General features: G+C 62.1%; 5 protein-coding genes. All 5 read left to right on the top strand.

Annotation, left to right across the window (positions count from 1 at the left end; translation table 11 throughout):
- The coding region (gene traA / locus EOA23_RS31365; protein ID WP_127306964.1) for a Ti-type conjugative transfer relaxase TraA at positions 1-2,465 on the top strand (2,465 nt) is incomplete at its 5' end.
- Between the two features lie 127 nt (positions 2,466-2,592).
- Positions 2,593-2,808, top strand: a complete 216-nt coding sequence (locus tag EOA23_RS31360) for an AlpA family phage regulatory protein (protein WP_127306963.1) — start codon at positions 2,593-2,595, stop codon at positions 2,806-2,808.
- Positions 2,809-3,221: 413 nt separating this feature from the next.
- On the top strand, positions 3,222-4,025 hold the full coding sequence (locus tag EOA23_RS31355) for a DUF1269 domain-containing protein (protein ID WP_127306962.1): 804 nt from the start codon (positions 3,222-3,224) through the stop codon (positions 4,023-4,025).
- A 105-nt stretch (positions 4,026-4,130) separates the two neighbouring features.
- The gene (locus EOA23_RS31350; protein ID WP_348628602.1) at positions 4,131-4,757 is read left to right on the top strand and encodes a hypothetical protein; all 627 of its coding nucleotides are present in this window, start codon (positions 4,131-4,133) and stop codon (positions 4,755-4,757) included.
- Between the two features lie 33 nt (positions 4,758-4,790).
- On the top strand, positions 4,791-5,095 hold a 305-nt coding region (locus EOA23_RS31345; RefSeq protein WP_145966536.1), incomplete at its 3' end, for a hypothetical protein.

The following is a 5,095-nucleotide window of genomic DNA, read 5'->3' as shown; positions in this document are numbered from 1 at the left end:
GTCTCGAAGCGCAGGGCATTGCCTTGGAGCCGCAGACACAGATTGGAGCACCTGCCCTACGCATTGAGGGTAGCGAGCTTGACGCTGCCGACATCGAAGCAGATCGCGCCGAACTGCACCGCGAGATCGCGCGCAACAATGGCGCGCGCATCATCGCGAATCCATCAGTGGCGCTGGATGCCATCACGCATCAGCAATCGACCTTTACCCGAAAGGATATTGCGAAGTTCGCGCATCGACACAGCGACGGAATCGAGCAGTTCAACGAGGTTACGCGAGCCATAAGCAACGCGCCCGACCTTGTCGAACTCGGCAAGGACGGACGCGGCGAAGACCGCTTCACCACACGGCAAATGATCGAGACGGAACAGCGCCTGTATCGTGCGGCAGAACGCATGTCCGGGCAGGGACACCATGCGGTGAGTGACCGGGATCGTGGCACGGCTCTGGCGCTTGGCAAGGACCGCGGCCTTGTACTGTCGGTCGAGCAGAGTGATGCACTGGATCACATCACGGACGGCCGCGGCCTTGATGTCGTTGTCGGTTTTGCCGGCACCGGCAAGGGCGCGATGCTCGGCGTGGCGCGCCAGGCGTGGGCAGCGGCGGGCTACGAGGTCCGAGGCGCGGCACTCTCCGGCATTGCGGCCGAGAATCTCGAAAGCGGTTCCGGCATCCCGTCGCGCACCATCGCCAGCATGGAACATAACTGGGGACAGGGCCGCGATCCGCTCACGGCGCGGGATGTCCTGGTGATCGACGAGGCCGGCATGGTCGGCACGCGCCAGTTGGAGCGCGTGCTCTCGCATGCTGGGAACGTCGGCGCAAAGGTTGTGCTGGTTGGCGATCCACAGCAGTTGCAGGCCATAGAGGCGGGTGCTGCATTCCGTTCGATTCACGAACGCCACGGCGGCGTCGAGATCGGTCAGGTACGCCGGCAGCGCGAAGACTGGCAGCGTAACGCCACGCGCGATCTGGCAACAGGCAGGGTCGGCGCTGCGATCGGCGCCTATGACAAGCAAGGCATGGTGCACCAGGCTGCGACGCGCGGGGAGGCGCGCAGTGATCTTGTCGAGCGCTGGGACCGCGATAGGCGGGCAGAGCCTGAGGCGAGCCGTATCATTCTCACGCACACCAACGACGAAGTCCGTGCATTGAACAAGGCAGCGCGCGAGCGTATGCGCGCTGCTGGAGATCTCGGCGAAGAAGTTCAGGTGGATGTCGAACGCGGTGCAAGGACCTTCGCTAGCGGCGATCGTGTCATGTTCCTGCGCAACGAGCGGTCGCTTGGCGTCAAGAACGGCACGCTCGGCATGATCGAAGAGGTCAGAGTCCAGACGATGACGGTTCAAACCGACGACGGCAGGTCTGTGCGCTTTGACCTGAAGGACTTTGCCCACATCGACCACGGCTATGCCGCGACCATCCACAAGGCGCAGGGCATGACGGTCGATCGCACCCATGTGCTGGCGACGCCAGGCATGGATGCGCACGGCAGCTACGTTGCCCTGTCGCGGCATCGCGACAGGATGGATCTGCATTATGGCAGCGAAGACTTCGTGACCCGCGAACGACTTGTCCGCGCGCTGTCACGCGACCGCGCCAAGGATATGGCGTCGGATTACGACCAGATCGACCCGGCGCAGAGCTATGCCGAGCGCCGCGGAATTAGCTTCGGACAGCGTGTGGTCGAGATCGTGCGCCGGGTCGTTCCGGAGAAGCTGCGCGACAGGATCGGCGGGCTGCTCAATGGATTGCGCTTGCCCGCAGACGCCGAGCCCGGACAAGACCGTGGACATCAGCCGGGAAGGGAAGACGGTCGACCGCAAAACGGCGATGCCGCACTTGGAAGAGAAGCTTCCGCCAGGGGAGCGCAGCGCGAGGCGGATGCGCCGGGGGACTCGGAAGCGGCGTTGCGTCGGGCTCGCACGAAGGCGCTTGTGCGCCACGCACGCGCACTCGACGCTGTTACGAGCAGCGGAAACGCGAGCGGAGAGGGCGGTCCTGAGCAAATGCGCGAGTTGAGAGACGCGCGCATCGCGTTCGAGAAGGTTCGGCCGCATGGCTGGCGCGATGCCGAAGCGGCCTATGTCAAGAATCCCGAGTTGGTTCGCGAAGCGGCGGTCGGTCGCGTCAACCGCATTGTGCTTGCTCTCCAGCTTGAGACGGAAATCCGCACCGGACTGAATACCGATCCGAAACGCCGCGCAGACCGTTTTGTGGAACGCTGGCAGAAGCTACACCGGACAAGCCAGGAGCGATACCAGGCCGGCGACATGTCCGGCTACAAGTCAACGCGTTCGGCCATGTCCGATATGGCCAAGAGCCTCGAACGCGATCCTCAACTTGAATCCCTGTTGGCAAACCGCAAACGCGAGCTTGGCATTCACACTGATTCCGGCCGGCGCCTTGGTGCGGAACTCGCATTCAGCCATGGCATCGGCAGGGGGCGCGGAATCGGTATCTGAGCCCCTCCGATTTGCCGCCGTTTCCACGCCACAGGCGGATGAGGCAAAAAGCCGGTTGCGTCCAGCTATGGTGCGGCCTGTTTGTCCTAGTAGAGGTCAGCAGCAACCATTGAGAAGCAGGCGAGCTATGCCCGAACCACATCGCATCATACGCCTCAGAACCGTCCTTGACCGCACCGGCCTCTCCCGCTCGACCCTTTATCGCAAGATTGCCGAAGGCACGTTCCCGGCTCAGATCAAGATCAGCATAAACGGGGCGGGTTGGAGGGAATCCGATGTCAATCGATGGATCGCTGACCCTGTTTCGTGGCGCGCCAGAGCGGGACGAAACAATAGCGACTAGGGGCAATCGATTGGCAGACAATCGCTGCCATCGGAATAGGTTCACCTTTATCAAATCCAATGACCGATAAGGGGCCGACATCTGCCAGTCCGCTTAGCAAACACATCTGGCTGAACCGGACATCCGGCAAAGGACCGCGCTCGAGTCTTAGCGCGTCCCAGGTGCGACCACGATGCGTGCTCGCACGTTTCCAAACTCATTTTGGCGCAGCCATTCCGTCCTGCAACCCCTTGGGATGCGTGATTGCTCGGAGTTGACGCAGGTCAAAGCAACGCCCTCCCCGGAGACGTATATTCCTCCCCTCACCGGATGCTTGCCTTTGACGGCCATGGGCACCGCTGTCCTGAAGTGCATCGACCGTCAGGCATATCGGAGAGCAACTCAAGAATATTTTCCCAGACGGAGGCGAAGTCATGAGCAAATTCGTTGTCATCGTGTTTCCAACCGAGGCGAAAGCCTACGAGGCCACTCGCGCGCTGCAGGAGCTTCATGCCGAAGGAAGTCTGACGCTCTACGGGATGGCCGTGATCGCGAAAGACGCCGAAGGCCATTTCGGGGTCAAGCAGACTGCTGACGAGGGCCCCCTTGGCACTGCAGTGGGCGCCTTGGTCGGCGGCCTTATCGGCCTGGTCGGCGGTCCGGCTGGCGTGCTCGTCGGTATGACGGGCGGCACACTCGTCGGAAGCATGACGGACCTGTTCAATTACGGCGTCGGCGAGGATTTCATCTGGAAGGTCTCGAAGACGATGCTGGAAGCAGGCAAAACGGCGGTCGTTGCCGAAGTGACCGAGAACTGGACCACGCCGTTGGACACGCGCATGGAAGCCTTGGGGGGCACGGTGATGCGGACCTGGCGCGCCGATTTCGAGGATGAGCAGATCGCCAAGGAGCTTGCCGCGCGCAGGGCCGAGCTGCAGGAGCTGCAGGCCGAGTATGCCCAGGCAAATGCAGATGCCAAGGCACGACTCAAGGCGAAGCTGGACCAGGCGAAATCGGACATCAATCAAGCGGAGAAGCGGCTCCAGACCCGGCTCGAAACAATCGAGACGGAACTGAACGCCAAGATCGCTGAGCTCGAGAAGCAGCGCGCCGCCGCGCAAGCTGAGGCCAAACAAAAGATCAACCAACGCATCGCCGCGCTGCGGGCGGATTTTGAGACCCGCTCTGGCAAGCTGAAGCAGGCGTGGGCACTCACCAGGGAAGCGCTGGCTGCGTGAGATCAACCGGAACCTCAGGCGGCCGGACCCAAGGGATCGGCCGCCTGAGGACATACCAGTTTCATCGCCGGCGAACGAGCGCATCTTTCCGGCAAAATGGAGGCAATGATGTCGGATCAGAGCAGCATGCATGCCTATCTGAACTGGACCAAGCAACGGATCGACGAGATGGACGCCATCTTGGCATCGCTGGAAGCCAAGGTGGGCCAAGTGAAGGTCGACTCGAAGGCCGATGCCGATCGAATTGTCGCCGACCTCAGGAAGCGGCGCGACGAATTTGAGGCCGCCGCGAAGGCCCAAGCAAAAGCAGGACAAGCTGCTGTCCGCGAGAACACAGCCAAGTTGGAGTCGCAGTGGCGACGTTTCGAGACCGAGGTCAACACGTATTTCGAGACGGTCGGCAAACAGGCGGAGCAGCAAAAGGCTACATTCCTGCAGGCTGCCGCAGCACAGGCTAAGGCTTGGCGCGACACGGCCGAGGTATTCCACAACGAAGCTGGGAAGGCCGTGACCGCGAGGCGCGCTGACATCGACGCGGCGGTAATCAAGATGAAGGCGGGCGCCGCGGAGGCCGAGGCGCGGCTGCATAAGCTGAATCAGGCGGGAGGAGAATCCTGGGCGGCGCTGAGCGCGGCGCTGGCCGAATCGCGCCAAGCATTCGATCGAGCAAATCAAAAGGCCGGCGATGCCCTGAAGGGCGGTGCGCAGACCAAATCCAACTCATCGACCTGAATTCGGGCGAGGTCACTTTGGGAAGGTAACGACGTGAGCACAGATGCCGTAATCTCCCGCGAGTTGAAATCGCTGCAAGAGGCGGTGGCGCTATTGCAACAGCAGCGAGCGGCCGCAGCCGCCCCGACAGACAATGTTGCCACCGGTGCCGAACCGGTCCACACAGCCGAAGATGACCACACAGCCGAAGGCGAAGAATGGCACGCCGACTTGCGCGCGCTCGCGGACGAGGTCACCGGGTTCTTTGAGGAAGCAGAGAAGAACATTTCGCAACATCCGACGTCGAGCGTCGTCGGCGCGCTGCTTGTCGGAATACTGATCGGGCGCCTGCTCGGAAG

It is taken from the genome of Mesorhizobium sp. M2A.F.Ca.ET.042.01.1.1, assembly GCF_003997405.1.
GTDB lineage: Bacteria > Pseudomonadota > Alphaproteobacteria > Rhizobiales > Rhizobiaceae > Mesorhizobium.
This window is presented reverse-complemented; position numbering and strand designations above follow the sequence as displayed.

Excerpts from the sequence above, each read along its gene's own strand:
- EOA23_RS31360 (WP_127306963.1), top strand. The coding sequence starts at position 2,593 with ATGCCCGAACCACATCGCATCATACGCCTCAGAACCGTCCTTGACCGC.
- EOA23_RS31355 (WP_127306962.1), top strand. The coding sequence starts at position 3,222 with ATGAGCAAATTCGTTGTCATCGTGTTTCCAACCGAGGCGAAAGCCTAC.
- EOA23_RS31350 (WP_348628602.1), top strand. The coding sequence starts at position 4,131 with ATGATGTCGGATCAGAGCAGCATGCATGCCTATCTGAACTGGACCAAG.